This window comes from Ensifer adhaerens (assembly GCF_001270265.1).
Lineage (GTDB): Bacteria > Pseudomonadota > Alphaproteobacteria > Rhizobiales > Rhizobiaceae > Ensifer > Ensifer adhaerens_B.
This window is the reverse complement of sequence record NZ_LGAP01000005.1, coordinates 26,972-51,965: the sequence shown is the minus strand read 5'-3', so window position 1 is coordinate 51,965 and position 24,994 is coordinate 26,972. Positions and strand designations below refer to the sequence as shown.

Here is a 24,994-nt window from a genome sequence, read left to right as displayed (position 1 = left end):
CTTTGGCGGCCAGCGTCCTTGAATGATACGGAAAATCAGCCGCCGATCGTTGCCTTGCGGGCGTCGATGATCGGCTTGTAGAAGTCGGCGTTGACTTCGGTGAAGCCGGTGAAATCACCGCCCTGGATGGCGGAGAAGCAGGCGGCGTCGGTCTTCGGCAGGTCAAGCATGAACTGCTTGAACTTGGCCTTCATGTCGTCGTTCATCGTCGAGCGGACGACGATCGGGCCGTTCGGGATCAGCGGCGACTTCCAGAGCTCGACGAGGTCGTTCATGTCGAGGATGCCCTTGTCGACCATCTTCTTCAGGTTGCCCGAGGTGTAGCCGTCCTTGAACTCGCCGACGCCCGAACCGAAGGTCGTGCCGGCATCGAACGTGCCCTTGACGACTTCGAGAACGAGGTTTTCGTGGCCGCCGCCGAAACCGGTTTCACCGAAGAATTCCTTGACCGGCGCGCCGATTGTTTCTGGCAGGGTGACGAGCGGGATCAGGTAGCCCGAGGTCGAGTCCGGATCAGCAAAGCCGAGCTTCTTGCCCTTCAGGTCTTCGAGCTTGGTGATGCCGGAATCCTTGCGGGCGACCATGATCGAATGGTAGCCGGTCGAGCCGTCGGTCTGGACCGTCGTCAGGATCGGCTCGACCGCGTCGGCCTTGGCGAGGTAGATCTTGGCAAAGCCCGAAGCGCCGAGCTCGGCATAGTCGAGTGTGCCGCCGAGCAGGCCCTGGATGACGCCGTCATAGTCGGCGGCCGGGAACAGCGAGACCTTTTCGACGCCGATTGCCGCCGGCAGCTTGTCGACGATGCACTGGAAGTTGCGCAGGCGGTCAGCTTCGTTTTCGCCGCCGATGATGCCGACGCGGAATTCCTTGAGGTCTTCAGCCTGGGCGTGGCCGACGAGGGCGAGCAGGGCAACAGTGCCCAGAAGAGCTTTCTTCAGCATAAGGTTCTCCCGTTTCTCCGGCTGTGCCGGATGATATTCGGTTTCAAAGAGGTGCCCTTGACGTGGGCCTTCGATCCTGGCGGGCGTCAGATGCCGGCCAGTGCCAGCGGCTGGAGGCCGGCAGATACCGTTTGTTCCTGCGGGACTGCCGCTGGAATATTGATGCTTGTCGAGGTCATCGATTCCTCGATGCCAGTGTCGGCGCCATAGATCTCGGCGACGGCAGCCGCCGTCAGATCCTTTGGCTGGCCGTCGAAGACGACGCGGCCATGCGCCATGCCGATGATGCGTTCGCAATAGTTGCGCGCAGTGTCGAGCGTGTGGAGATTGGTAATCACCGTGATGCCGTCACGCTCGTTGATGTCGCGCAGCGCATCCATGACGATCTTGGCGTTGAGCGGGTCGAGCGAGGCGATCGGCTCGTCGGCGAGCAGAACCTTCGGCTGCTGCATCAGCGCACGGGCGATGGCCACGCGCTGCTGCTGGCCACCCGACAGGGTGCCGGCGGCCTGCAGCGCGGTCTGTTCGATACCGAGGCGCTCCAGCGCGCCGATCGCCATGATGCGCTCTTCGCGGGTAAACATGTTGAGGACGCTCAGCACCGTCGAGCGATGGTTGAGGCGGCCGAGCAGCACGTTGGTCAACACATCGAGGCGCGGTACCAGATTGAACTGCTGGAAGATCATCGCGCAGTCGCGCTGCCAGTGGCGAAGGGCTGCTCCCCGCAGCGACGAGACTTCCGTGCCGGCAAACTCGATCGAGCCGGAGGAGAGGTCGACAAGGCGATTGATCATCCGCAGGAGCGTCGACTTGCCAGCGCCGGAGCGGCCGATCACGCCGACCATCTGGCCCTGGGGAATGTCGAAGGTAACCGAGCTCACGGCTGTCTTCTTGCCGAACTGGCGGGTTACGTTCTTCAACTGAAACATTTCTAGCAGGTCCTCTTTCGGGGAGACCGGTCATCGGTATGACACCTGCCATATCGGCGCTTCATGAAAGCGAAATGTCAGTTTCTTGTCGTTTCTGTTACAGTTCACAGCCTCGCCGACATCCTTAACGGAATGTGACAATTGCAGCGGGACGGAGGTGCGTCGCCGCTACCTCAGGAAGCGCTCCGGGCTGAACGCGTTGGGGGTGAGGCCGTTGGCGGCGAAGCTTTCAGGTGCCGGTGCGCCGATGAGCAGGTTGGCGACTAGTGCGCCCAATGCCGGCGATGTCAGGATGCCGTAGCCTCCCTGGCCGGCGAGCCAGAAGAAGTCCGATCGATCCTTCGCATAACCAATCACCGGCAGCTTGTCCGGTGAAAAGCTGCGTAAGCCAGCCCAGCTTTTGAAGATGCGACGGACCGGGACAGTCGTCGCCTCCTCGACATAGTGGGCGGCCCAGGCGACATCGATTTCTTCCGGCTGGACGTCGGCCGGCTCGCACGGCGTGGCGTCAGCGGGGGAGGCAAGCAACCGCCCGCCTTCGGGCTTCATGTAGAAGTCCTCGTCGATCTCGTTGATCTCGGGCAGGGCCAGGGCATCGATTTCTGCAGGGAGGTCGACGGTGATCGCGGTGCGGCGATGTGGGACGATGCCGGCCGGCGGGACGCCGAAGAGGGTTGCGACCGGGTCGGCCCAGCCGCCGGCGGCATTGACGATGACCTGCGCCCGGATTTCGCCGGCGCTTGTCAAAAGCACCCAGCCATCCGCCTCGCGGCGCGCAGCCGTGACATCGCTACGCTCGATCACCTCGGCGCCATGCCGACGTGCGCCGCGCAGGTAACCTTGCAGCAGGTTGTCGACCTCGATGTCCCAGAAATTGGGATCGTAGAATGCACTGGCCACATAATCGCGGCGCAGGATCGGCACCCGGGCGATCGCTTCATCGACGGTCAGTCTTTTGAGGTCGGGATTGGCAGCGCTCTCTTCGGCAAACACAGTCTCCAGCCGCGCAGCTTTTTCCGCGTTGGCGATCATCACTCCGCCGCGCTGCTTCAACAGCGGTATGTCGGAAAACCCTTCCGGCGGTTGGTCGAAAAAGGTTTTGGAGATCGCCGCGAGCTTGCACACTTCAGGGGCATTGTAACGCAGCACGAATTCCGCGGCGGAGCGTCCGGTGCTGTGATAGCCGAGCCCGTCTTCCCTTTCGATGATGGCAACGGAACGGTGCGGTGCCAGGAAATAGGCAAGCGACAGACCGGCAATGCCGCCGCCGATGATTGCCACATCAAATTCACGCATGTCCCGACCCCGCTTCTGATTTGGCCGGACCATAGGTAGCGCGCGCTACGCGTTCAAATTTATAACCGGAAATGTCACTATCAATTTGGATGATGGTCGAGGCAGTGGTCGAGCGGGGCGGTGTCGGCCACATGCGCGAGGAAGGCGGCTTCGGCGGGATTGAGAATCGAGTTCGGGTTGGAGATGCGAAACACATCCGTCGTCGGCAGGTTGTCATAGGGTGGGAGCTGCCAAAGTCGACCCTCGGCGACGGCGGGCGCTGCAAGATGATCCGGCAGCATGCCGATGCCGATGTTGGAGGCGATCAGCCGCATGACTTCCTCGACATTGCACGACACGGCCCGAACCTGCTGGCCGAATGAGCCTATGGCGCGCACCGCCGTCACGGAGTTCATGTGCTGGCCGCCAAGCACATCGGCGATGAAGGCAATGTAAGGATTGCCGCGCAGATCGTTGAAATCGACTCCCTCGACACCGAACAGGGGGTGGTCGCGACCGCAGTAAAGCGCATAGCGCTCACGAACATGGAAGCTCTTGTTCAGCCAGCCGGGGATGTTGCCGTCGCACAGCCCCATGGTTGCGATATTGCGTTCGACCGCGCTCAGCACATCGACGGTCGTGGCCACGGTCACCGATATCGTCACCTTCGGGTGCTTGCTGAAGAAGGTCGCGAGCCTCCGGTCCCAGGCGGGGTTGTGGGCATGGCTGACGACATGAATGTTGAGATGGCCGGTGATTTCCTCGCCCGCCGTTTCAAGGACGTTGGGAAGCCGGATGACGGCTGCGAAGATGTCGCGGCACTGAGCGTGCAACCTGGCGCCCGCATCGGTCAGGTCGAAGCGGCCCGGACGGCGATCAATGAGCTTCTGTCCAACGGTCTGTTCGAGCCGCTTGAGCGCCATGCTGACAGCCGGTTGCTGCAGCAGGAGCCGATTGGCCGCGGCGGTAATGCTGCCTTCCTCCACCACGACGACGAAGGTGCGCAGCAGGTTCCAGTCGAGATTGTGGGCGAAGCGTTCCAGACGGTCATTGGCCATGGCGGTGGACTACGGTGGATCTCTTTCGGGTGGGTCGGCATTCGGCGGTCTCAGCAGACTGCCCTTCAGCCTTGTCGTCATATTGGCGCGGATTTGCAACATGCGCGCTCGCCGAAGGCGCGTCTTGCGCGGCAAGGCGGAGAAAACCAAGCGGTCGGATTGCGATCGCCTACCACCGAGAAGACTCAGCCAGCCGTTGCTCCGCCAAAGTCCCTCTGCTGGACCGCGTCCTCGGTCGTTGTCGCCTGACGTGGACGGGACACGGTAAAGCCGAAGGCTAGGCCGAACATATCCAGACGACGCAGCACGGCGTAGAGCATGATCAGCATACCGAGGAACTCGAGCGTTTCCTCGATTGTCGAAGCCACGAGATAGGCAGGGTTGAAGTAGGTCGGATCGGCCAAGAGGCCACCCAACGCTTCGAAGCCGAGGGCGCCGGTGACGTAAACAGTGCCGGCGACGAAGAAAAGGTTACGTACTTCGGTGGGTTGTCTCAGCACCCAACGCAGATAGGCCAGGGCGACCATCGCGGCCAGGATAAGCCCAGGGACGAGCCATGCGAATCCAGCGCCCGTCATGCCCGGCAGCGCCAGTTTCTCGTTGGCGAGCAACCCATGCAACTCGGCCGCTTCGTCCATTGACATATAGGCAAAGACAACACCGAGTCCCCACCACGGCCACGCCCGGCCGCCCTGCTGCCGTTCGGCAAGCCCGACCAACGCGCAGGCGCCGCCGACCATGACAATCAGAGCGGAACTCGCCCAGGTCGGGATGTTCAGCTCGCGATTGAGATCGAAGAGATGGCCGTAATTCGTCACGCTGGCAGTGAAGGGCCCGCAGCTCTTCAGCGTCCAGCAAACCATGACGAAACAATGGATTGCGATCAGGCCGGCAATCATCACTGCTATGAACCAGAGCAGGGGTGTCAATCGGACATTGCAGATTTGACGATCCATGACGGACGCGCTCCCATAAATGTCCCGTTAAGAGTATGACAACCATAACCGGCGGTCCATGAGGCTTCACTAAACAAGGTTAAGATCGCCCCGGGGCCATTCCGCGGACGCATGAGGCGGTGCCTCAATTTCGTTTGAAAGCCTTGGTTCTGCTTGCCATAACCGCAAGTGGAAAAATCCGATGGGAGAGAAACATGACCGGCAAGACGCAATTTCAATGGGATGACGCGTTCCTCCTCGAAGATCAGTTGACCGAGGACGAGCGCATGATCCGCGATACCGCGCGGGCCTATGCGCAGGATCGGCTGCAGCCGCGCGTCATTGCTGCCTATCGCGAAGAATCGACCGATCCCGAGATCTTCCGCGAGATGGGCGACCTCGGCCTGCTCGGCGTGACCGTTTCGGAGACCTATGGCGGCGTCGGCGCTTCCTATGTCGCCTATGGTCTCGTCGCCCGCGAAGTCGAGCGCGTCGATTCCGGTTACCGCTCGATGATGAGCGTTCAGTCTTCGCTCGTTATCTACCCGATCTACGCCTATGGCTCGGAAGAGCAGAAGCAGAAGTATCTGCCGAAGCTGATCAGCGGCGAATGGATCGGCTGCTTCGGGTTGACCGAACCAGACGCCGGTTCCGACCCGGCCGGCATGAAGACCCGCGCCATCAAGACGGAAAACGGCTACCGCCTCGTCGGCTCGAAGATGTGGATCTCCAACGCGCCGCTCGCCGATGTCTTTGTCGTCTGGGCAAAGTCGGAAGCCCATGGCAATGCCATTCGCGGCTTCGTGCTCGACAAGGGCACGAAGGGCCTTTCGGCGCCAAAAATTGCCGGCAAGCTGTCGCTGCGTGCCTCGATCACCGGCGAAATCGTCATGGACAATGTCGAGGTCGGCGAAGATGCGCTGCTCCCCAACGTCGAAGGCCTCAAGGGCCCGTTCGGCTGCCTCAACCGCGCCCGCTACGGCATTTCCTGGGGCGCGCTCGGTGCTGCCGAGTTCTGCTGGCATGCCGCCCGTCAATACGGTCTCGATCGCAAGCAGTTCAACCGCCCGCTCGCCCAGACGCAGCTCTTCCAGAAGAAGCTTGCCGACATGCAGACCGAGATTTCGCTCGGGCTTCAGGGCTCGCTGCGCGTCGGTCGCCTGATGGACGAAGGGCGCATGGCGCCGGAAATGATCTCGCTCGTCAAGCGCAACAATTGCGGCAAGGCGCTCGATATCGCCCGCATGGCGCGCGACATGCACGGCGGCAACGGCATTTCCGAGGAGTACCAGGTCATGCGCCACATGGTGAACCTTGAGACGGTCAACACCTATGAGGGCACGCACGACGTTCATGCACTGATCCTCGGCCGCGCCCAGACCGGCCTCCAGGCTTTCTTCTGAGCGGCCGATCATGGAAGCGCCACTGAAGGGTATTCGCGTTCTTGAGCTCGCCCGCATTCTTGCGGGTCCCTGGATCGGCCAGACGCTGGCCGATCTCGGCGCCGACGTCATCAAGGTGGAAAGCCCGGCGGGTGACGACACCCGCACCTGGGGACCGCCCTTCGTTGCCGGCGAGGATGGGGAGAAGCTCGATGCGGCCTATTTCCACGCCTGCAATCGCGGCAAGCGTTCGGTCGTGCTCGATTTCACGACCCAGGAAGGGCAGGAAGCCGTGCGCCGGCTGGTGGCGCAGTCCGACGTCCTGCTCGAGAATTTCAAGGTCGGCGGCCTTCAGAAATATGGCCTCGATTACGAAAGCCTGAAGAAGGTCAACCCGCGCCTGATCTATTGCTCGGTAACGGGCTTCGGTCAGGATGGGCCTTATGCGCATCGCGCCGGCTACGACTATATCGTTCAGGGCATGAGCGGGATTATGGACCTGACCGGGGAGCCTGATCGCGAGCCGCAGAAGATCGGCGTCGCATTCGCCGATATCTTCACCGGGCTTTATGGCGTCATTGCCGTGCAGGCAGCGTTGGCGCAGCGTGAGCGGACGGGCAAGGGCCAGCAGATCGACATGGCGCTGCTCGACTGCATGACCGGCGTGCTCGCCAATCAGGCGCTCAACTTTCTCGTCTCGGGAAAGGCGCCGCGCCGGCTTGGCAACGCCCATCCGAACATTGCGCCCTACCAGGTGTTTCCGACGGCGGACGGACACCTGATCGTCGCCGTCGGCAACGACCGACAGTTCGTCAAGTTCTGTAACCTGCTCGGCCGCGGCGATCTGGCGACGGACGAGCGCTATCTGACCAACGCGTCCCGCGTCCAGAATCGCGACAGCCTGACACCGGCGCTTGCGGCTGAAACGGCAAAGTTCGAACGGGACACGCTTTTGACATTGCTGGAAGAGGCAGGCGTTCCGGGTGGTCCAATCAACACGGTAGCCGACGTTTTCGCCGATCCGCAGATCATGCACCGGCAGATGCAGATCGACACACCCCATTCCGGTGCGGCCTGCGGAACGTCGCCGGGTGTCCGCACGCCGATCCGTTTTTCCGATGCCTCGCTGGTGCTTGACCGCGGTGTTCCGCGCTTGGGTGAGCATACGGCGGAGGTGCTGGCCGAGATCGGCATGACAGCCGCGCCCGAACAAGCGAAAGGGTGAGGGGGATCTCTCCCTCTCACCCTTCATCTCTGCAATTACAGGCAGTTAGATCGCTGCGTTAAACCTTGAGCGCCCGGTTGAAGACGCGTGACAGGCGCTCGGCAAACGCGCGCGGGTCCTGCGGCTTGTCGCCATCGAGAACGCGGGCCTGATCGAGCAGAAGCTGAACGGCGTCGGCACGAAAGGCGCTATCATCGGCCGGGCAGGCGGCAATCGCCGCAATCAGCGCGTGGCCGGGATTGATCTCGAGGATCGGTTTTGCCGCGCTGTCGAGGCGGCCGGCGCCCTGCAGCATTTTTTCGAGCTGACGGTCGGGGCCATGCTCCGGCGCCACCAGGCACACGGCGCTTTCCGTCAGGCGGTCGGAGGTGCGAACCTCCGATACGGCTTCCCCGAGCGTTTCCTTGGCGAAGGCGACAAAGTCGGTCACCGCCTGGCTCGCCTCGGGCGCGCTATCGGCGCTGCCTTCCGGCTTTGTGACGCTGCCGAGATCGGCCGAGCCTTGGGTGATCGACTTCATCGGCTTGCCTTCGAAGTCCGGCGCCGACGTCACCCAGAAGCTATCGACCGGGTCGGTCAACAACAGCACTTCGATGCCGCGTGCGCGGAAACCTTCAAGCTGCGGCGATGCCTTGAGCTGGGCGAGGTTGTCACCCGTGAGGTAGTAGATCGCCGACTGGCCGTCCTTCATGTCCTTGACGTAGTCGGCAAGGCTGCGGTGGCCCTCTTCCGAGGTGGTCGTGCGGAAGCGGGAAAGCGCGATTAGTTGCGCACGGCGTTCGAAGTCCTCGTAAATGCCTTCCTTCAGCACGCTGCCGAAGTTTTCCCAGACCTTGTCGAAGGTCTCGCGGTCGCTCTCCGCCAGCTTTTCGATCGCCGTCAGTACGCGGTTGGTCAATCCCTTGCGAATGCTGGAGAGAAGCGGGCTCTCCTGGATCATCTCGCGCGAGACGTTGAGCGGAAGGTCCGACGTGTCGACGAGGCCACGAACGAAACGCAGATAACGCGGCAGCAATTCGGCCTCGTCGGTGATGAAGACGCGCTTGACGTAGAGCTTCATCCGACCCTTGCGGTCCGGGTCGAAGAGGTCGAAAGGCTTGGAGCCCGGCACGAAGGCGAGAGCCGTATATTCGTGCCGACCCTCGGCGCGGAAATGCACGGTCAATGCGGGATCGTCGTACTGTCCCGAAACGCCCCGGTAGAAATCGGCGTAGTCTTCCTTGGAAATCTCGCTCTTCTGCTTGGTCCAGAGCGCCGTGCCATCGCCGACGGAAACGGGTTCGGCGCCGGGCTTCTCGACGATCGAGATCGGAACCGGGACATGGCCGGACTGGTCCTTGACGATGCGCTCGACCGTCCAGCGCGAGGTGTAGGTTTTGGCATCTTCCATCAGGTGCAGGGTGATGCGCGTGCCGCGCGCCGGCGCGTCTGCAAGATCGGCGGCTGCGACCGTGTAGCTACCCTTGCCGTCCGACGACCAGAGCCATGCATGCTCCGAGCCGGCGCGGCGTGAGACGACGTCGACATTGTCGGCGACCATGAAGGCGGAATAGAAACCGACGCCGAACTGGCCGATGAGCTGCGCGCCGTCCTTGCCCTGTGCCGCTTCGATGCGCTCCATGAAGGCGCGCGTGCCCGAGCGGGCGATGGTGCCGAGCGCCTCGACGAGTTCGTCGCGGCTCATGCCGATGCCATTGTCTTCGACAACGAGGCGGTTGTTTTCCTCGTCGAGCGTCAGCTTGATGCTGGGGCTCGTGTCGCCGTTCAGCAGTTCCGGCGAGACGATCGCCTCGTAGCGCAACTTCTCGCAGGCGTCCGCGGCGTTCGAAATCAGTTCGCGGAGGAAGACGTTCTTGTCGGAATAGACCGAGTGCACCATGAGATGGAGCAGCCTGGCTACATCGGCTTCAAAGACATGTTTCTCGACGGACATTTCAACTTCGCTCATCGCGGTGGCAACTCCTATGGTTCTTGTCCCTGGTTCGTGCCCCAATTGGCAAGCGCGCTTCACAATTTCAAGTGCTGTTTATGACAGGCTGGGCATTGGCAGGCATGACGCCGGCCGCAGTCCACAAAGCTTTGCAATCGGCGGCGAAGCAAGAGGTTGAGACATTCTAACGGAAAGCAACGCTCAGATGTTGCCCATGCAGAGATACTTCATCTCGAGATAGTCTTCGAGCCCATGGCGGGAGCCCTCGCGGCCGATGCCGGATTGCTTGATGCCGCCGAAGGGGGCGGCTTCCGAAGACATGCGGCCGGTGTTGATGCCGACCATACCGTACTCCAGCGCTTCGGCCACATGCCACACACGCTTGAGGTTTTCGGCGTAGAAATAGGCGGCCAGGCCATAGATCGTATCATTCGCCTCGGCGATCACCTGTTCGGCGGTCTCGAAGCGGATGATCGGGGCGATCGGGCCGAATGTCTCTTCCTGGGCCACGCGCATGTCGGTCGAAATGCCGGTTAGTACCGTCGGTTCGAAGAAGGTTCCTGACGTGCCGATGCGATGACCGCCGCTGCGCACCTCGGCGCCCTTGGACACGGCATCCGCGACATGGGCTTCGATCTTCTCGATGGCATGCCGGTCGATCATCGGCCCGATCGTGACGCCGGCGGAAAAGCCGTCGCCGACGGACAGTTCGGCCACGCGGGCGACGAATTTCTCGGCAAAGGCGTCATGCACGGCCGATTGCACGTAGATGCGGTTTGCCGAAACACAGGTCTGTCCGGCATTGCGGAACTTCGCCTGAACGGCGCCATCGACCGCCTCGTCGATATCGGCATCGTCGAAAACGATGAAGGGCGCGTTGCCGCCGAGTTCCAGGCTGACCTTCTTGATCTGATCGGAACACTGGCGCATCAGCAGGCGGCCGACTTCCGTCGAGCCGGTAAAGCTGATCTTGCGAACCTTGGGGTTGCTGCAGAGCTCGCGCCCGATCGCGGCACCTTCTGCGGCGTAAAGCAGGTTGACGACGCCGGCCGGGAAACCGGCCTTCTCCGCCAGAACGAACAAGGCTCCGGCAACGAGCGGCGTCTGCTCGGCAGGTTTCAAAACGATGGCGCAGCCGGCGGCAAGTGCCGGCGCGATCTTACGTGCCACCATCGAGGCGGGGAAATTCCAGGGTGTGATCGTGCCGACGACGCCAACGGGCTGCTTGATGACCAGCATGCGGCGGTCATTGGCCGGCGCCGGGAAGGTTTCGCCGTAGATGCGCTTGGCTTCCTCGGCATACCATTCGACATAGGCGGCTGCGTGCAGCACCTCGCCTTTCGATTCGGCGACCGGCTTGCCCATTTCGGCGGTCAGGATGGCGGCAAGATCGTCGGCATGGTCGATGATCAGGTCGTGCCAGCGTCGAAGCACCGCACTTCTATCCTTGGCGGGCATTGCCGCCCAAAGGGTCTGCGCGGCGGCGGCGGCATCGATGGCGGCACTCGCCTGTTCGATGCCCATATCCGGCAACGTCGCCAGAAGCTCTCCCGTCGACGGATTGAAGACGTCGAAGGTCTCGCCCACCCAGGTCGTGGCGGAATGCGCAATTCCGTCCAATGCGGAAAACAGATCGGCAGCGCGCAGGTGTTTCGTCAAAGCCGGCGTCAGGGTCATGGTGGGCATCCTCCAGCGATGCCTGGCGCATCCCGGCAGGCTCGCTTTTTCCTTGTTTTTGCGGGTGTCGATCCTCCCGACACCCGGAGCCGTTTTATCGGCCCGGACAACCGCGTTAGCGGTCGCCCGGCGAAGCGTCAACCACGCGCTTCGAGGATCGAGGCCTCAAGGATATCAAGCGCCTCGGCAAAGACGTTATCCTGGATGGTGATCGGCGCCAGGAAGCGGATGACGTTGCCGTGCACGCCGCAGGTCAGAAGGATCAGGCCCTTGTCGAGCGCGATCAGGCGGACCTTGTTGGCGAAGTCGGCGCTCGGCAGATTGGTCTTTACATCGTTGAACTCCACGGCGTTCATGAAGCCGGGGCCGCGGATGTCGACGATCTCGGGTGCCTGCTCGCGGATCGCCGCAAGGCGCTGCTTCAGGCGGCCGCCGAGTTGCTCGGCGCGTTCGCAAAGCTTCTCTTCGGCGATGACGTCAAGCACGGCGTGAGCCGCAGCAATTCCGAGCGGGTTGCCGCCATAGGTGCCGCCGAGGCCGCCCGGCGCCGGCGCGTCCATGATCTCTGCGCGGCCGGTGACGGCAGCGAGCGGGAAACCGCCGGCCAGGCTTTTTGCCATCGTCATCAGATCGGGCGCAACCTCATGATGGTCCATCGCGAACATCTTGCCTGTCCGGGCAAAACCGGTCTGGACTTCGTCGGCAATCAGGAGGATGCCGTGCTGGTCGCAGATTTCGCGCAATGCCTTCATGAAAGTCGGCGGAGCCGGGTAGAAACCGCCTTCGCCCTGCACGGGCTCGATGATGATGGCGGCCACGCGGCCCGGGTCGACATCGGCGGCAAAGAGCTTCTTCAGCGCTGCTAGCGACTGCTCGACGGTGACACCGTGTAGCTCGATCGGGAAGGGGGCGTGGAAGACGTCGCCCGGCATGGCGCCGAAGCCGACCTTGTACGGCACCACCTTGCCGGTGAGCGCCATGCCCATGAAGGTCCGGCCATGGAAGCCGCCGCCAAACGCGATCACGGCCTGGCGGCCAGTCGCCGCACGGGCGATCTTCACCGCATTTTCAACGGCTTCAGCGCCGGTCGTAACGAAGATCGTCTTCTTGGCGAAGTCGCCGGGCGCAAGCGCGTTGAGGCGTTCGGCGAGATGCACATAGGTCTCGTAAGGCACGACCTGATGGCAGGTGTGGGTGAAGCGATCGAGCTGCGCCTTCACGGCAGCGATCACCTTGGGGTGGCGGTGGCCGGTGTTGACGACGGCGATGCCGGAGGCAAAGTCGATGTAGCGGTTGCCTTCCTTGTCCCAGATTTCGGCGTTCTCCGCACGGTCGGCGTAGATCTGCGTGGTCATGCCGACGCCACGGGAAATGGCAGCGTTCTTACGATCGGTGAGGCTAGTCATGGCGCGTGTCCTGTTGCTGGCGGAGGCAATATATTGCATTTTTTCTGCAAGATTGTTTGGGAAGTGGTACATCTTTCAAAATGGAATGCAAATCAAATTTGGTGATCGAGAGAACACCGGCGCTGATGACGCATTCTTGTAAAAGGTCATGCCCGGCAGGTAAGTTCGCCAATGCGCGGGCGCGGCGCAGATTCGCGCCGGCACCCGCGATCGAAACAGGGAAACAGAAAATGGGCGGCGTGCGCTACAAGGTTGCCGAGGCTGCACGATTGGCGGGTGTATCCGCCTCGACGCTCCGTTTGTGGGAAACGCAAGGACTGGTGGTGCCCGAGCGCTCGCCGACCGGCCACCGGCAATACACCGAAGGTGATCTTGCCCGGCTGAAACGCATCTCCTGGTTCCGGGTCGAGCGCGGTCTCAATCCCGCTGCCATCAGAGAAGCACTCGAAGCCGAAGGGGTCGGGGATGACGACGCGCCTGCAGCGGGCGAGAGCGGTATTGACAATCAGGTCGGCCGCAAGTTGCGCAGTCTGCGGCATGCCGCCGGCAGGACGCTGGAGCAGGTTGCAGGCGAAGTTGGCATTGCCGCTTCCGTCCTCTCGACGCTCGAAAGAACCTCGCAGGGGGTTTCGGTCGCCGTCCTGCACAATATCGCCGAATATTTCGGATCGACGGTTTCGAGCCTTTCCGGTGAGGAAGAGGCCGATGCCCGGGCCGTCGTCCGTGCGGGAGAGTGGCGAAGCTGGCCGAAGACGACGCCCGGCGTCACCGTGCAGCTCCTGGCCGATGGTCGTAACCAGATGGATTGCCATCGCTTCGTGCTCGAGCCGGGTGCTTCGAGCGAAGGCGCCTATCGGCATGACGGGGAAGAATTCGTCTACGTGCTTTCGGGGCGCGTCGAGTTCATTCTCGACAGTGACCAGTTCTACGACCTGAGCGTCGGCGATTCGCTCTACTTTGAAAGTAAACGCCGCCATGCCTGGACCAACCGGCATGACGGCGAAACGGTTCTCCTCTGGATCAACACGCCGCCGACATTCTGAGCCTCGGGCTGACTTGAGGATGTTTGTTTCTGAAACGAAACAAGCGCTTGCGGTTCGGTTCTGCAGCAGCGATCGAATTCGCGGGCGTCGCGTCAGCCGTCAGCCGACGGTATACGCGCGCGGTTGCCAATCGAGCGGTCAAAGTTTGGCCCTAATCGGCCCTAAGGTTTTGGGGGCCGCCCTCAACGCGTCTTGCGACCGACCGGACCCTTCGCGCTTCTTGGAAGCAAATGGCAACCTCGCGGCAAAAATCGTAGCTGACCACGGAGTTGGCTCCACAGGAAGTAGACCGCAGCGGTCGGAACTCCGAGGGGACATTTAATGCTGACTATGCGCGACCGGCAACTGGACGGATTGAGAGCCGCTGCCGTTTCGATGGTGCTGTACGCGCATTTCTTTGCCGCCGACGATTCCCATTGGGGGCATGTCGGCGTGCGGCTGTTCTTCGTGCTCAGCGGCTTTCTGATAACGCGGCTGCTCCTCGACGCGCGTTCCGCGGCGCAGTTCGAAGCAGCGACGGCCCTCAGGTCGTTCTATATTCGCCGTGCCCTGCGCATCTTCCCACCCTATTTCGGCATGCTGGGCCTCGTGTGGCTGGTCAATCTGGAAGGCGCCAGGGAAGGCTGGGCATGGCACGCGCTTTATCTCTCGAACTTTTGGTACGCGCTCAAGGATGCGTGGACGCCGTGGGTGCTCTGCCACACCTGGAGCCTGAGCATTGAAGAACAATTCTACATCGTCTGGCCGCTCCTTATTCTGCTGACGCCGTGCCGCTGGATCGGGCGGCTCTGCGTCGGCGTCATCGCCTGTTCGCTGGCATACCGCTTTTATTGGCCGCTCACGGGGGAGCCCTCGCTTGCACGAGACCTTCTGCCTCCTGCATCGATGGATGCGCTGGCGGCTGGTGCCCTCTTGGCAGTTCACCGGTTGACGGCCACGGCCTGGCCGCGATGGATGACAGTCAGTTGGCTGCCGCTTTCCATATTATCCCTCGTGCTGCTTTGGGGTCGATCGATGCCGGTGGGGCCGGTGCTCGATTGGGTCGTTTGGATCGGTCTCGAAGTTTTGCCTCTCGTCCCGCTTGCAATGTTGGTCGGCAGCGCTTCCGCCGGGTTTCGTGGCGATTTCGGCAGGTTGCTGGAATTCCCGCCGCTGACGGCGCTCGGGCGCGTCAGCTATGGCGTCTACCTGTTTCATCCGGTCGTGCTGGCGCTGGTCGTCAAGGCGCAGGGGTGGATACCGGTCAACGTTTCGGAACAGGGCGTCGGGCGTTTGGTCGTCGCAGGTGCCGCCACTTTGGTCGTGGCGGCGTTCTCCTGGCTGGCGTTGGAGAAGCCGCTCAACGCCTTGAAGCGGCACTTTCCCTATCTTCGTGCCAACGGTCGGCCAAGTGCACCGGCCGCGAGCGCTAGAAGCACTGTCGACTGGTTTCAAGGGCGAAGGGACGAGCTGCCGCATCCGGCTCATCGCGCGGACGCCGCTGGCCGGGGAAACGCGCTTCAAGCCTCAGATCTGCAATAACGTTCGAGATTGTTCATGACCGTTCCGTTGGTTTCCGTCCTGCTGCCCGTCTACAACGCCGAGTCCTATCTCGCCGCGGCGCTTGAGAGTATTCTGAGGCAGGACTACGAACGGCTGCAGATCATCGCCATCGACGATGGTTCGCGTGATCGCTCACTGGAAATCATGCGGCGTTATCAAAAGGCCGACGGCCGCGTCACCATCATCTCCCGCGAAAACCGCGGTTTGATCGCGAGCTTGAACGAAGGTCTCGCTCTGGCAAAGGGCGATCTCATCGCCCGGATGGATGCCGACGACATTTCCTATCCGTCACGGCTGTCGCGGCAGGTGTCGCTGTTCATGCAACAGCCGCAGCTCGCGCTGTGCGGCACCCGCATCGATACGCTCATCGGCGATCGTATCGTCCGCGGCACGCCCAATCCGATCTATCGACCGGAGAACCTGAAGGCGCTGTCGATGTTCTTCACGATTTTCATGCACTCGACCGTCGTCTACAACAGGCATGTCATTCCGGAGGATATGCTCACCTATGACGCGCTTTATGTGCATGCGGAGGATTTCGATCTCTTCCGGCGCGTCACCGACCGTTTTCCGGCGATGATGATCGACGAGGCCATGGTCGCCTATCGTATCCATGGCAACAGCGTGACGAACAAGCACAAGCGCCAAATGCGCCGCACCCACCTGCAGATTGTTGCTGAAAACCTCGAGCGCGAACGTCTTTGCGACGATCCCCAGGCGCTCAATGACATCGGCCTTGCCGTCACGTCCGAGACGATCGGAAATGCCGCGAACTGCATACTGGCGCTCGAAGACAGGATTTCCAGGTACCCGCAGCAAAGCCGCGCCGGCTATGAGGAGGGCGCCTTGAACCTCTTCTATTTCCTCTACCAGCTTGTCAGCGACGAGCGGCGGCCGCAGCTCACCCATGAGTTCCTGACGCGGACGGGAAAATGGGGGCTTATCCGGCGCCGGGAGCGATACGGCCTCATCGCAGGCGTTCATGCGCCCTGGTGCAGCAGCCTGTCGCTGGCTGCGATGAGGCGCATGGATGCCCTGTCGCGATACCTGCAGTCCGTGCCGGCATCCAACGTCCTTCCCCGTCATGGCCCGTTCTAGTATGACAGTCGAACGCCCGGCATGGGCGGCAACGGAACGCGCGAACGCGACGGACATGCCGTGGGTGCCGACGTCGGCCGCGCGCGAAGAGACCTTCGCAAGCTTCATCGTCTGCACGCGCAACCGCGTCGAGGCGCTCGATGCCTGTATCCGATCGATCGAGGCGGCGTGCCGCTCCCATGCCGTAGGTCGATGCGAGCTTGTTGTGGTGGATAACGGCTCCACAGACGGCACGCCCGATCGCATCAGCCGGATTGCGGCCGCGTCACCCATGGCGATCACGCATGCCGTCGAGACCCGACCGGGCCTGGCTGTCGCCCGAAATACGGCAATGGCATATGCGCGCGGCAGGATCCTGATCTTCATCGATGATGACTGCGAAGTCGACGTCGGCTATCTGCGCGATCTGGAACGCCACTGTGCAGGCGGCGAGGGCGGGGTGATCCGCGGCGGCCGCGTCGAGCTCGGCAACCCCGCCGACTTGCCGTTCACCATCAAACGGTCGAACGTGCGCGAACGGCTGACGCATGAGGTTCATCCAGGCGGCTTCGTGCTGGGGTGCAACATGACGATGCATCGTGATGTCGCATCGCGCGTTGGCCCCTTCGACGAACGGTTTGGCGCCGGCGCGCCGTTGCTGTCGGCCGAGGACACCGATTATCTCGTGCGCGCCGATCGGCTTGGTATCCCCGTCGAATATGTCCCCGACATGGTCGTCTTCCATCATCACGGCCGTCGCGCACGGGCGGCAATCGAGACGCTTCATTGCAACTACAGCTTCGGCAATGGCGCGCTTTGCCTGAAGCACCTGCGCACCGCGCCGTGGCTGCTGCGGCATTTCTTTTGGACCGTTAGGTCGGCGTTCGGGGAAATCTTCGGTGGCGCCCGGTTCGACCCCGTCTTGCACCTGTCGCACTGGCCGATCGTTTTCATGAACCTGCTCGGTGCCCTCAAGTTCGTGGGCCTGTTCGTCGCCGAGCGGTCACCAGGTCCGGCCGAGCAACGGGCCGAAGAGCAACTCCACCGCTGAGGACGGTCGCCATGTTCAGAATCTTCTTGCCGGGCCTGCAGCTATTGCGCGATGCGCTGGGCGGACAAATGCGTCTGCTTCCCGCCGTGGTGATTCTCGGCCTTTGCAGCGCAGCACTCGAGGGCGTTGGTATCGGCCTCATCATCCCCATGCTCGGCATCATTGCCGGCGATCAGGATCCGGCGGCACTGAACGGCGTCTCCTCGCTGTTCCAACAGGTCGGATCGGGATTGGATGACGGCGAGCGGCTGATTGTCATCGCCGGCGCTGCCTTTACCCTGATCGGCCTTAAGAACGTCCTCGCCTTTGCCAACACCGTGCTCGCGACCTTCATCTACGGCAAGGCAGGACACTCGATCCGCAGCGCCCTGTCGGGTCAGCTCCTGCGGGTCGGTTTTCCCTTCTTCATGAAGGAGAATCCGGGGCGGCTGCTCAACATCATTTCAAATGAATCCTGGCGGGCCTCCGATGCAATACAGACTGTTCTTGCGGCGCTCGTGAATGGCTCGGCCGCCGTCATTCTCCTGGCGTTCCTCCTACTTCTGTCCTGGCAGATGACGTTGTTCGTGGCCCTCGGCCTCGTTCTCGTCCAGCTCGTGCACTACGCCCTGTCTGCAACCCTCAAGGGGCCGAGCCGAGAAGTCACCTCCTTCAACAGCGAGCTTGCGGCTCGAATGCTTCATCTTGTTCATGCCGGCCGTTTGATACGGATATTCGGCCAGGAGGCGCGGGAGAAGGCCGTGTTCGATGCGGCGTCGGATGCCGTCAGACGCGCCGGGTTCTCGCTACAGGCCCGTCAAAGCGTGCTGCCGCCACTCACCGAGACGCTTCACTCCGCCCTCTTCCTGGCTGTGGTTGTCGCCGCCTGGTCTGTCGGCGTCAGCTTTCCCGTCATCGTTGCCTTCGTGGTCCTGCTCTATCGCTTGCAGCCGCACGTGCGTGCGCTGCAATTGTCCTGGAGCCAGATCCAGGGCTGGAGTGGGTCATTGGAGGAGGTGCGGTGGCTGTTGGACGCATCCGACAAGCCAAAGCCTCCCGAGGGGGAGGAGCCATTCGATTGTCTGCGACAGCAGCTGAGATTTGATGGGGTGACCTTCCGATATCCGAGTTCGGGCTCGCGTGCCGTGGTGCTGCATGCCGCGACATTCAAAATCCGTGGCGGCTGCTCGACGGCGGTCATCGGCCGGTCCGGTGCCGGGAAAACGACGATCGTCAATCTGTTATGCCGCTTCGTCGAACCGGACGAGGGACAGATCCTCGTCGATGGTATTCCCCTGAACCGGATAGACCCGGTTCAGTGGCGGAGCCAGATCGCGCTCGCCAGCCAGGACCTGGAATTGGTGGATGGTACGATCCTGGAGAATATCACCTACGGCCGGGAGGCTTCCACCGCAGAAGTGGAGCACGCGGCCAGGATGGCCGAAGCACACGGCTTCATCGAAAGCCTGCCGCAGGGCTATCAAACCGTCGTCGGATACAGAGGCGCCAGCCTCTCGGCGGGGCAGCGGCAGCGGGTTGCGCTGGCCAGAGCCCTCGTGCGCGACCCCGAGATCCTGATCCTGGACGAAGCCACCAACGCGGTCGACGGCCTGTCCGAAGCGGCCATCGTCGAGACGCTGAAATCGAGGGCCGGGCACCGCACGACCATAGTCATCAGCCATCACCGCAGCACGATTTCATTCTGCGACGAGGTCGTCATCCTCGGCGGTGGCCGGGTGAAAAGCCAGACGCCTTTCGCTGACGTGGCCACCTTGAGCATGGATCAGCTTTACGAGCACGAAGCGGCGGGCGAGCGCCGCGCCTGAATGAGCACTGGGCCCAAGTGAGCGCTGGGCCTGAGCGCGCACTTGGATATCGCGTGGCCTTGCGTCCGCTCGCCGAACCAGCCATCGTGATCGAAACGAAATCGGCGCGCGGTCCGCTTGATCACGGGCCGCGCGCCGACTGTTGTCTGTCGCCAAGCGCTCGAACAGGCCACCCCCTTCCCTTCGTTCCATTGGGAAGAGGGGCGGGCCGGTTCGCGGATCAGGCGGCTGCGTAGCGCTTTGCCATCTCCGGCAGGCGCAGGGTGCGGATCTTCGATGCCTTGCCGGCGGTGCGGAAGGCTTCGAAACGCTCCCTGCAAACCTCGGTCATGAGAGCCGTCGCCGGCTTCAGATAGGTGCGCGGGTCGAAATTCTCCGGGTTTTCGGCGAAGTTCTTGCGGATCGTGCCGGTCATGGCCAGGCGCAGGTCGGTGTCGATGTTGACCTTGCGGACACCGAGCGGGATCGCCTTCTGGATTTCCGAGACCGGTACACCCCAGGTTGGCTTCATCTTGCCGCCATAGGTGTTGAACAGGTCCTGCAGGTCCTTCGGAACGGAGGACGATCCGTGCATGACGAGGTGGGTGTTCGGCAGGCGCTTGTTGATCTTGGCGATCGTTTCGATCGACAGGATCTCGCCGTCCGGCTCGCGGGTGAACTTGTAGGCGCCATGGCTGGTGCCGATGGCGACGGCGAGCGCATCGACACCGGTCTTGGTGACGAAATCGAAAGCCTGTTCCGGATCGGTCAGCAGTTCCTCGCGCGACAGCTTGCCTTCGAAGCCGTGGCCGTCTTCCTTGTCACCGGCGCCGGTTTCCAGGTTGCCGAGGCAGCCGAGTTCGCCTTCGACCGAAACGCCGGCCGCATGGGCGATCTTCACGACTTCGGCGGTGACGGCGACATTGTATTCATAGCTGGCGACGGTCTTGCCGTCCTTCTCGAGCGAACCGTCCATCATGACCGAGGTAAAGCCGTTGGTGATTGCCGAGATGCAGGTCGACGGCTGATCGCCGTGATCGAGATGCAGACAAACCGGAATGTGCGGATATTCTTCCGCGGCACCCAGGATGAGGTGGCGCAGGAAGGCATCGCCCGCATAGGAGCGAGCACCGCGGCTTGCCTGCAGGATCACAGGAGAATCAGTGGCGTCAGCAGCGCGCATGACGGCCTGAATGTATTCGAGATTGTTCACATTGAACGCCGGCAGCGCGTAGTCGTTCTCCGCCGCATGGTCGAGCAGTTGCCGCAATGTGATCAATGCCATTCGATATCTCCCTTTAGTGTTTCGGCACAGCTTGGTGCGCCACGAAAAATGGTCCGGCCAGGACGCCGCACATGGTTTCATCGACGCCTGTCGATGGCCGGATTTGCTGTGCGACGCGACAACGCGCGCGAAATGGTCGCGCCCACCGAAGTCTGGCGCACAATAGTTCATCAAAGTGGTTTGGCAACGGCCCGGAGGCCGGGTGCGAGGGGTGGCGAACCCGCTTCAATCGATTTTACTGTGGACTGGATGCAACAGGGTGGATTTAACCGTTTCGCTTTCTAGTGGTGCGTCACCGACCGGCGGGCCGAGTTGGTCAAATGCCACTTTCCCGTGCACGGATGGCGGCTTGCACCGGGGTCAAAACGGGCTATAGGGAAACACTGTGTCATCGCGCGATGAACGTTCTGCAAGAAGATTGCGGCAAAGCCTCCTTTTCTTTCCGCACATTACGTAAACTGCGCGTGGAATTCACGAAGTTTGCATGGCGGTTGATTCCGGGCGGCAAGCCGGCAAGGCCGAGCTTGCACCTAAAACGTTACAGTAGAAACGCGTGGATTGCCGCCCGGTTGTCACATCCGCGTCGCAAAAACGACGAAAACGATCGCAAACGAAATACAACTTTTGATTTCGCAAAGTTGCGGGTCTATAGATAAAGATGCAGCGGGTTGCAGAATCCGCCTTGCGTTTGAGAAAGATTTGCACTTCTCTCCTGCGATCACAAACCCAAAAAAGGGGAAGGAGAGAAACGAAATGGCCTCACTGAAACTCAACCTTAGCGCCGCCGCGCTGATCGGCTCGCTGCTCATCGGAGCAAGCCCGGCTCTTGCCGAAGCTGTCCTGCATCGTGGCAACGCCGGTGAGCCGCAGACGCTGGACCAGGCCCATACGTCGATCAATATCGAAGAGTTCATCCTCAAGGATCTCTACGAAGGCCTGACGATCTATGACGCCTCGGGCAAGATTGTCCCGGGTGCTGCCGAAACGTGGGAGCTTTCGGACGACGGTACGGTCTATACCTTCAAGCTGCGCGCTGACGCGAAGTGGTCCGACGGTTCGTCGGTAACGGCAGAAGACTTCGTCTTCTCGTTCCGCCGTGTCGAAGACCCGAAGGTCGCCGCCGGCTATGCCAACATTCTCTTCCCGATCAAGAACGCCGAAAAGGTCAACAAGGGCGAAGTGCCGGTCGATCAGCTTGGCATGAAGGCGGTCGACGAAAAGACGCTCGAAATCACGCTTGAGCGCCCGACCCCGTTCTTCCTGGAACTGCTGGCGCACCAGACCGCGCTTCCGGTCAGCAAGGCAAGCGTCGAGAAGAACGGCGTGGACTTCGTCAAGCCGGGCGTCATGGTTTCGAACGGCGCGTTCACGCTCGCCGCGCACGTACCGAACGACAGCCTGACCGTCGTCAAGAACGCCAACTACTGGGATGCCGCTAACGTCAAGCTCGACAAGGTCATCTTCTACCCGATCGACGACCAGGCCGCCTCGGTTCGCCGCTTCGAAGCCAAGGAAATGGACCTCGCCTACAACTTCTCGGCCGATCAGCTTGATCGTCTGCGCAAGTCCCATGGCGACCAGGTCCATGTTTCGCCGACGCTCGCGACCTACTACTACGCCTTCGACACCCGCCAGGAGCCCTATAGCGACGTTCGCGTTCGCCAGGCCCTGTCGATGGCCGTCGACCGTGACTTCCTCGCTAAGGAAATCTACGCTGGTTCGCAGCTGCCGGCCTACTCGATGGTGCCTCCGGGCATCGAGAGCTACGGTGAGCCGTCCAAGGCCGAGTTCGGCACCGTGTCGCAGCTCGATCGCGAAGACAAGGCGCTGGCCCTGATGAAGGAAGCCGGCTACGGCGAAGGTGGCAAGCCGCTCGAAATCGAGCTGCGCTACAACACCAACCCGAACCACGAGCGCGTTGCAACGGCCGTTGCCGACATGTGGAAGAACACCTTCGGCGCCAAGGTGTCGCTGGTGAACCTCGACGTGTCCTCGCACTACGCCTATCTGCAGGAAGGCGGCAAGTTCAACGTTGCGCGCGCCGGCTGGGTTGCCGACTACGCCGATGCCGAGAACTTCCTGGCTCTCAGCCTCAGCTCCAACAAGACCTTCAACTACGGCCACTTCGAAAACGCTGACTTCGACGGCCTGATGAAGAAGTCCTACGAGGAGCAGGATCCGGCAGCTCGCTCCAAGCTGCTGCATGAAGCCGAAGCTCTGCTGATGAAGGAACAGCCGATCGCTCCGCTTCTGACCCAGGCCGATCTGTGGCTGGTCTCCGACCGCGTCAAGGGCTGGCAGGACAACTCGCCGAACCAGCACCTGAGCCGGTTCCTGAGCGTCGCCGAATAACGAACAGGGACGACGCGCGGTGAAAAGGCCGCGCGTCGCCTCCGGAGCACGTCCATGATTTCCTTCATCCTTCGCCGATTGGCGAGTGCGGTGCCGACCTTGTTTATCGTCGTCACCATTTCCTTTTTCCTGATGCGGTTTGCCCCTGGCGGCCCCTTCAACCTCGAGCGTCCCCTTCCGCCGCAAACGATGGCGAACCTGATGGCGACGTATCAGCTCGACCAGCCCCTGTGGCGCCAATACGTTCACTATCTCAGCAATGCAGTGACCGGCGACTTTGGCCCGAGCTATATCTACAAGGACAACAACGTCGCGCAGTTGATCGGCAAGGGCTTGCCCTATTCGATGGAGCTCGGCCTGTATGCGCTGCTGTTTGCAGTGATCGGCGGCGTCATCGCCGGCACGATCGCCGCACTCCGGCAAAACAGCATCCTCGACTTCACGATCATGTCGGTCTCGACGCTCGGCGTCACCGTGCCGAATTTCGTCGTCGGTCCTGTCTTGACGCTGGTCTTCGCCATTGTCCTGGCCTGGCTGCCGGCCGGCGGTTGGGGCGACGGTTCGATGCGCTTCCTGATTCTGCCGATGATCGCGCTTGCACTACCGCAGCTCGCGGTGTTCGCACGCCTTACACGTGGCTCGATGATCGAGGCACTGCATACCGACCATATCCGAACCGCCAAGGCCTACGGCCTGCCGGCCAGGACAGTCGTCGTCACGCACGCCATGCGCGGTGCGATGCTGCCGGTCGTCTCCTATCTGGCGCCTTGCGCGGCGGCATTGCTCACCGGTTCGGCTGTGGTCGAGACGATCTTCACCATTCCGGGCGTCGGCCGCTACTTCGTCCTTGGGGCGATCAACCGCGACTATACGCTGGTGATGGGCACGGTTATTCTCGTCGCCATCTTCGTTATCGTTTTCAATCTTTTGGTCGACATTCTCTACGGCCTGCTCGATCCGAGGGTTCGCCATGACTGATATCGCCCAGACGCCGGCGGCAACGCCGGAAACCAAGGGGCGCAGCCTCTTCCAACTGGCGGCCATGCGCTTCAAGCGCAACCGCGCCGCCATGGCCGGTTGCGTCATGCTGGCCCTGATCGCGATATTTTCGTTTTTGGGCCCGCTGTTTTCGCCGCACACCTACGATCAGGTGTTCCCGTCCTACGTCTCTATCGGCCCGAGCCTCGAGCCGCGTCCGGATACGTCCACCCTGCAAGGGGTGATGGAAGGGATCGCGACACGCGCACGCGTCACGCTCAAGGAGTTCAACATCGACGGTGAGACCTTCACCGCAACGATTACCTCGGAGCAGCCGATCGATGCGCGCGCAACGCGCTACTTCGACCGTGCCAACGAGTTCCGCGACACCCAGGTGGTGGCGACCGAGGACGAAGGTCGTACGCTCAAGGTGACCGGCCAGGTGAACCGCGAGTATTTCCCATTCGGCACCGATTCGAACGGCCGCGATCTGCTGGTGCGCGTCATGCTCGGCGGCCAGATCTCGATTGCCGTCGGTCTGCTGGCAAGTCTGGTGTCGCTCGGCATCGGCGTCGTCTACGGCGCGACCTCGGGTTACATCGGCGGCCGCGTCGACAACGTCATGATGCGACTGGTGGAGATCATGTATTCTCTGCCCTTCGTCTTCCTCGTCGTCGTTCTCGTGGTCTTCTTCGGACGCTCGTTTATCCTGATCTTCCTGGTGATCGGCGCGGTCGAATGGCTGGATATGGCCCGTATCGTGCGCGGTCAGACGCTGGCACTGAAACGACGGGAATTCGTCGGCGCAGCGCAGGCGCTCGGTCTGACGGACTGGCAGATCATTCGCCGGCACATCATTCCGAACACCATCGGGCCGGTTATCGTTTTCGTCACCGTCGTTGTGCCGAAGGTGATCCTGCTCGAGAGCTTCCTCTCCTTCCTCGGCCTCGGCGTCCAGGCACCGCTGACGAGCTGGGGCGCGCTGATCTCGGAAGGCGCCAACAACATCCAGTCGGCACCCTGGCTGCTGATCTTCCCGGCCATCTTCTTTGTTCTGACGCTGTTCTCGCTGAACTTCGTCGGCGACGGCCTGCGCGACGCGCTCGACCCGAAGGACCGCTGAT

The 24,994-nt window shown here is 61.9% G+C and carries 19 protein-coding genes; 10 read left to right on the top strand and 9 right to left on the bottom strand.

The features are described 5' to 3' along the window. Positions 1–35: 35 nt before the first annotated feature. From phnD to AC244_RS11580, 5 genes are all read right to left on the bottom strand, one after another. Positions 36–941: a phosphonate ABC transporter substrate-binding protein gene (phnD, locus tag AC244_RS11600; protein ID WP_053248986.1), complete on the bottom strand. Its 906-nt coding sequence runs from the start codon at positions 939–941 to the stop codon at positions 36–38. A gap of 86 nt (positions 942–1,027) precedes the next feature. After that, entirely contained in the window at positions 1,028–1,870 is an 843-nt protein-coding gene (gene phnC / locus AC244_RS11595; RefSeq protein ID WP_053248985.1) for a phosphonate ABC transporter ATP-binding protein, read from the bottom strand. Positions 1,871–2,038: 168 nt separating this feature from the next. After that, positions 2,039–3,166, bottom strand: a complete 1,128-nt coding sequence (locus AC244_RS11590) for an NAD(P)/FAD-dependent oxidoreductase (RefSeq protein WP_053248984.1) — start codon at positions 3,164–3,166, stop codon at positions 2,039–2,041. A gap of 80 nt (positions 3,167–3,246) precedes the next feature. Further along, positions 3,247–4,203: a LysR family transcriptional regulator gene (locus tag AC244_RS11585; protein ID WP_053248983.1), complete on the bottom strand. Its 957-nt coding sequence runs from the start codon at positions 4,201–4,203 to the stop codon at positions 3,247–3,249. A 185-nt stretch (positions 4,204–4,388) separates the two neighbouring features. Then, complete coding sequence (locus AC244_RS11580) at positions 4,389–5,159, bottom strand: hypothetical protein (RefSeq protein ID WP_053248982.1); 771 nt, start codon at positions 5,157–5,159, stop codon at positions 4,389–4,391. 194 nt (positions 5,160–5,353) lie between these two features. Here AC244_RS11580 and AC244_RS11575 point away from each other — a divergent pair, with 194 nt between their 5' ends. Beyond that, positions 5,354–6,541: an acyl-CoA dehydrogenase gene (locus AC244_RS11575; RefSeq protein WP_053248981.1), complete on the top strand. Its 1,188-nt coding sequence runs from the start codon at positions 5,354–5,356 to the stop codon at positions 6,539–6,541. Positions 6,542–6,551: 10 nt separating this feature from the next. Further along, on the top strand, positions 6,552–7,745 hold the full coding sequence (locus tag AC244_RS11570; RefSeq protein WP_053248980.1) for a CaiB/BaiF CoA transferase family protein: 1,194 nt from the start codon (positions 6,552–6,554) through the stop codon (positions 7,743–7,745). A 58-nt stretch (positions 7,746–7,803) separates the two neighbouring features. On the opposite strand, the gene htpG is transcribed toward AC244_RS11570, so the two are convergent. From htpG to AC244_RS11555, 3 genes are all read right to left on the bottom strand, one after another. After that, positions 7,804–9,693 carry a molecular chaperone HtpG gene (gene htpG, locus AC244_RS11565; protein WP_053248979.1) on the bottom strand — a complete coding sequence of 630 codons (1,890 nt, stop codon included), beginning with the start codon at positions 9,691–9,693 and terminating at the stop codon, positions 7,804–7,806. 183 nt (positions 9,694–9,876) lie between these two features. Next, entirely contained in the window at positions 9,877–11,352 is a 1,476-nt protein-coding gene (locus AC244_RS11560; RefSeq protein WP_053248978.1) for an NAD-dependent succinate-semialdehyde dehydrogenase, read from the bottom strand. Between the two features lie 137 nt (positions 11,353–11,489). Then, positions 11,490–12,758, bottom strand: coding sequence for a 4-aminobutyrate--2-oxoglutarate transaminase (locus AC244_RS11555; protein ID WP_053248977.1), 1,269 nt, complete (start codon positions 12,756–12,758; stop codon positions 11,490–11,492). A gap of 230 nt (positions 12,759–12,988) precedes the next feature. Between AC244_RS11555 and AC244_RS11550 the strand changes: the two genes are divergently transcribed. The 5 genes from AC244_RS11550 to AC244_RS11530 all read left to right on the top strand — a co-directional run bounded on the left by AC244_RS11550 (position 12,989) and on the right by AC244_RS11530 (position 19,276). Continuing rightward, positions 12,989–13,801 carry a MerR family transcriptional regulator gene (locus AC244_RS11550; protein WP_053248976.1) on the top strand — a complete coding sequence of 271 codons (813 nt, stop codon included), beginning with the start codon at positions 12,989–12,991 and terminating at the stop codon, positions 13,799–13,801. 321 nt (positions 13,802–14,122) lie between these two features. Next, complete coding sequence (locus AC244_RS11545) at positions 14,123–15,322, top strand: acyltransferase family protein (RefSeq protein WP_053248975.1); 1,200 nt, start codon at positions 14,123–14,125, stop codon at positions 15,320–15,322. A gap of 15 nt (positions 15,323–15,337) precedes the next feature. Continuing rightward, complete coding sequence (locus tag AC244_RS11540; protein WP_053248974.1) at positions 15,338–16,441, top strand: glycosyltransferase family 2 protein; 1,104 nt, start codon at positions 15,338–15,340, stop codon at positions 16,439–16,441. Between the two features lie 55 nt (positions 16,442–16,496). Then, on the top strand, positions 16,497–17,471 hold the full coding sequence (locus tag AC244_RS11535) for a glycosyltransferase family 2 protein (RefSeq protein ID WP_053249127.1): 975 nt from the start codon (positions 16,497–16,499) through the stop codon (positions 17,469–17,471). A gap of 11 nt (positions 17,472–17,482) precedes the next feature. Next, positions 17,483–19,276: an ABC transporter ATP-binding protein gene (locus AC244_RS11530; protein WP_053248973.1), complete on the top strand. Its 1,794-nt coding sequence runs from the start codon at positions 17,483–17,485 to the stop codon at positions 19,274–19,276. Positions 19,277–19,496: 220 nt separating this feature from the next. Here the strand turns inward: AC244_RS11530 and fba are convergent, their stop codons facing one another. Further along, entirely contained in the window at positions 19,497–20,540 is a 1,044-nt protein-coding gene (fba, locus tag AC244_RS11525; protein WP_053248972.1) for a class II fructose-bisphosphate aldolase, read from the bottom strand. A 753-nt stretch (positions 20,541–21,293) separates the two neighbouring features. On the opposite strand from fba, the gene AC244_RS11520 reads away from it, so the two are divergent. From AC244_RS11520 to AC244_RS11510, 3 genes are read left to right on the top strand one after another with little or no spacing between them, the layout of a single operon-like run. Further along, on the top strand, positions 21,294–22,892 hold the full coding sequence (locus tag AC244_RS11520) for a peptide ABC transporter substrate-binding protein (RefSeq protein WP_053248971.1): 1,599 nt from the start codon (positions 21,294–21,296) through the stop codon (positions 22,890–22,892). 54 nt (positions 22,893–22,946) lie between these two features. Further along, the gene (oppB, locus tag AC244_RS11515) at positions 22,947–23,870 is read left to right on the top strand and encodes an oligopeptide ABC transporter permease OppB (RefSeq protein ID WP_053248970.1); all 924 of its coding nucleotides are present in this window, start codon (positions 22,947–22,949) and stop codon (positions 23,868–23,870) included. Then, on the top strand, positions 23,863–24,993 hold the full coding sequence (locus AC244_RS11510; protein ID WP_053248969.1) for an ABC transporter permease: 1,131 nt from the start codon (positions 23,863–23,865) through the stop codon (positions 24,991–24,993). The genes oppB and AC244_RS11510 overlap by 8 nt, the downstream gene beginning before the upstream one ends. Position 24,994 lies beyond the last annotated feature (1 nt).

Bases quoted from the DNA above. Each gene is read 5' to 3' on its own strand.
- AC244_RS11520 (WP_053248971.1), top strand. From the start codon at position 21,294: ATGGCCTCACTGAAACTCAACCTTAGCGCCGCCGCGCTGATCGGCTCG.
- AC244_RS11540 (WP_053248974.1), top strand. From the start codon at position 15,338: ATGACCGTTCCGTTGGTTTCCGTCCTGCTGCCCGTCTACAACGCCGAG.
- AC244_RS11585 (WP_053248983.1), bottom strand. From the start codon at position 4,203: ATGGCCAATGACCGTCTGGAACGCTTCGCCCACAATCTCGACTGGAAC.
- phnD (WP_053248986.1), bottom strand. From the start codon at position 941: ATGCTGAAGAAAGCTCTTCTGGGCACTGTTGCCCTGCTCGCCCTCGTC.
- AC244_RS11530 (WP_053248973.1), top strand. From the start codon at position 17,483: ATGTTCAGAATCTTCTTGCCGGGCCTGCAGCTATTGCGCGATGCGCTG.
- AC244_RS11510 (WP_053248969.1), top strand. From the start codon at position 23,863: ATGACTGATATCGCCCAGACGCCGGCGGCAACGCCGGAAACCAAGGGG.
- AC244_RS11570 (WP_053248980.1), top strand. From the start codon at position 6,552: ATGGAAGCGCCACTGAAGGGTATTCGCGTTCTTGAGCTCGCCCGCATT.
- AC244_RS11550 (WP_053248976.1), top strand. From the start codon at position 12,989: ATGGGCGGCGTGCGCTACAAGGTTGCCGAGGCTGCACGATTGGCGGGT.
- AC244_RS11560 (WP_053248978.1), bottom strand. From the start codon at position 11,352: ATGACCCTGACGCCGGCTTTGACGAAACACCTGCGCGCTGCCGATCTG.
- AC244_RS11545 (WP_053248975.1), top strand. From the start codon at position 14,123: ATGCTGACTATGCGCGACCGGCAACTGGACGGATTGAGAGCCGCTGCC.
- oppB (WP_053248970.1), top strand. From the start codon at position 22,947: ATGATTTCCTTCATCCTTCGCCGATTGGCGAGTGCGGTGCCGACCTTG.
- phnC (WP_053248985.1), bottom strand. From the start codon at position 1,870: ATGTTTCAGTTGAAGAACGTAACCCGCCAGTTCGGCAAGAAGACAGCC.
- AC244_RS11590 (WP_053248984.1), bottom strand. From the start codon at position 3,166: ATGCGTGAATTTGATGTGGCAATCATCGGCGGCGGCATTGCCGGTCTG.
- AC244_RS11535 (WP_053249127.1), top strand. From the start codon at position 16,497: ATGCCGTGGGTGCCGACGTCGGCCGCGCGCGAAGAGACCTTCGCAAGC.
- AC244_RS11575 (WP_053248981.1), top strand. From the start codon at position 5,354: ATGACCGGCAAGACGCAATTTCAATGGGATGACGCGTTCCTCCTCGAA.
- htpG (WP_053248979.1), bottom strand. From the start codon at position 9,693: ATGAGCGAAGTTGAAATGTCCGTCGAGAAACATGTCTTTGAAGCCGAT.
- AC244_RS11580 (WP_053248982.1), bottom strand. From the start codon at position 5,159: ATGGATCGTCAAATCTGCAATGTCCGATTGACACCCCTGCTCTGGTTC.
- AC244_RS11555 (WP_053248977.1), bottom strand. From the start codon at position 12,758: ATGACTAGCCTCACCGATCGTAAGAACGCTGCCATTTCCCGTGGCGTC.
- fba (WP_053248972.1), bottom strand. From the start codon at position 20,540: ATGGCATTGATCACATTGCGGCAACTGCTCGACCATGCGGCGGAGAAC.